This is a genomic window from Halorubrum sp. Atlit-26R (assembly GCF_003666015.1).
GTDB lineage: Archaea > Halobacteriota > Halobacteria > Halobacteriales > Haloferacaceae > Halorubrum.
Genome location: NZ_QPLT01000049.1, coordinates 1 through 1,627 on the forward strand (window position 1 = coordinate 1; position 1,627 = coordinate 1,627).

General features: G+C 56.4%; 1 protein-coding gene and 1 pseudogene. Both read right to left on the reverse strand.

The features are described from left to right. A pseudogene (locus DVK07_RS19100) lies at nt 1-415 on the reverse strand (restriction endonuclease); the annotation flags it as partial. After that, a partial coding sequence (locus DVK07_RS19105; protein ID WP_233565522.1) for an AAA family ATPase occupies nt 415-1,627 on the reverse strand: 1,213 nt, incomplete at its 5' end. The pseudogene DVK07_RS19100 and the gene DVK07_RS19105, both read right to left, overlap by 1 nt.

Here is a 1,627-nt window from a genome sequence, read left to right on the forward strand (position 1 = left end):
CGAGATGGATGTCGTCGGAGAGGAAATCCTGGAGCGGAATGCCGTGATACTCGATCGACCGGTTCTGGTCGTAAACCGCCAACAGCATATCGAAGATGTACTCCCAGTCGATCTTTGGATCGACCTGTACCTTCGCTGATGGCGTGAGACTCACGACGCCGACGATGTCCGTCGCTTCGACGTGGAGTATCTCGTTATCGTCGCCGTCTACTGTGACGGTCACGACCTCGTATTCCTGGTCCGAGTCGAGTGCTTCCTGGCTCTTCGTGAAAACGCCGGGGCTCTCCTGGGTGAACGACGCGCGACGAAGCTGGTCCATTATGGACGACGGACAGCCCTCTATCCGGATCTCACCCCGCTCGGGGATGTTGAAGGTATCTTGCCCGTATTCGTAGACTTCGTCGACGGTGCTCATTACTCGTAGGAACCCATCTGGCGACGCTCTTGTTCGAGTTCGCGTTCTGCAAGTTCAGCTGCAGGGGAAAGATCGTAGTCCTCGAATTCGCCGTTGAGTGCTCGGTAGTGTTCTGCGATCCGTTCGATCTGCGGGAATGCCGCGGCATTCAGCAGACGAGGAACGATGTAGGTACGGAACGCTTGGCCGACTGCGTCCGTTTGGTCGTACTCGTATTCGCCGCCCTCACGACACCCGACGCCGAGGAAGACCGCCACGTCACGGTAGTGCATCGGCCCGAACCGCATAATCGGCCCCTGTGAGGTCGCTTCATTCCCGTGGTTGATGCCTTCGTAGTCACGCTCGAAGAGCCGTAGAATCTGGTTCTCGTCAAGATCCGTCTCGCTGGTAACGTGCGTGGTGATCCAGTCCTTGAACAGCTGCCGACGTTTGTCTTCCTCGTATTCGTCGAGCTCGATCATCGCAAAACGGCGGGTGATCGCGTTGTCAAGTTCGTTCACCGTGCGATCCGACATATTCATCGTACAGATGATGTTCACCCGCTCGTCGAGTTCGATCGTCTTCCCCTCGTCAGTCTCGAAGATCGTCTGGTGGGGGTTCTCGATGGCCGTATAGAGAGGCCCAAAGATCTTCGAGATGTCGGCTCGGGTGATTTCGTCCAAGATGACTCCATACTCGACATCGAAGTCACGCGCGCGCTCTACGGCTTCTGAGACACATCCAAGCTTTGTTCGGTAGCTTAGCGATTCGCCGGTATAATCCGGACTGACGCCACCAATGATGTCGGACGGAGTCCACGACGGCGTTGCAGTGTTGAGGCTGTAGCCGATGCTCGTCTCTCTGGCGAGTTGCTTAGCGAAGGTGGTTTTCCCGGTTCCGGTCGGCCCGTAGAGGACGACAGGCTTTCCAGCCTCTAATGCAACCTTCGCGTTTCGCTGAACATCCCGAGGGACCAGAATCTCTTCGGGGGTTTCGTCGCCCCGCAGACTCACAATACGTTTGAGACGATCGGACGCAAGTGACGATTCGAGGACAGCACGACGAACTTGCCCAAGACCACGCTCACCGTCGTGTAGTCGATCAAGCTCCTGATCTTCGATGAGGTACTCTAGTACCTCTTCGCTCTCTGCATTCTCGATCGCTTCGACGACATCCTCAGTAACACGGCGGAGAATCCCAAGATTCTCTTCTGCCTCTTCGACAGTATAGCCG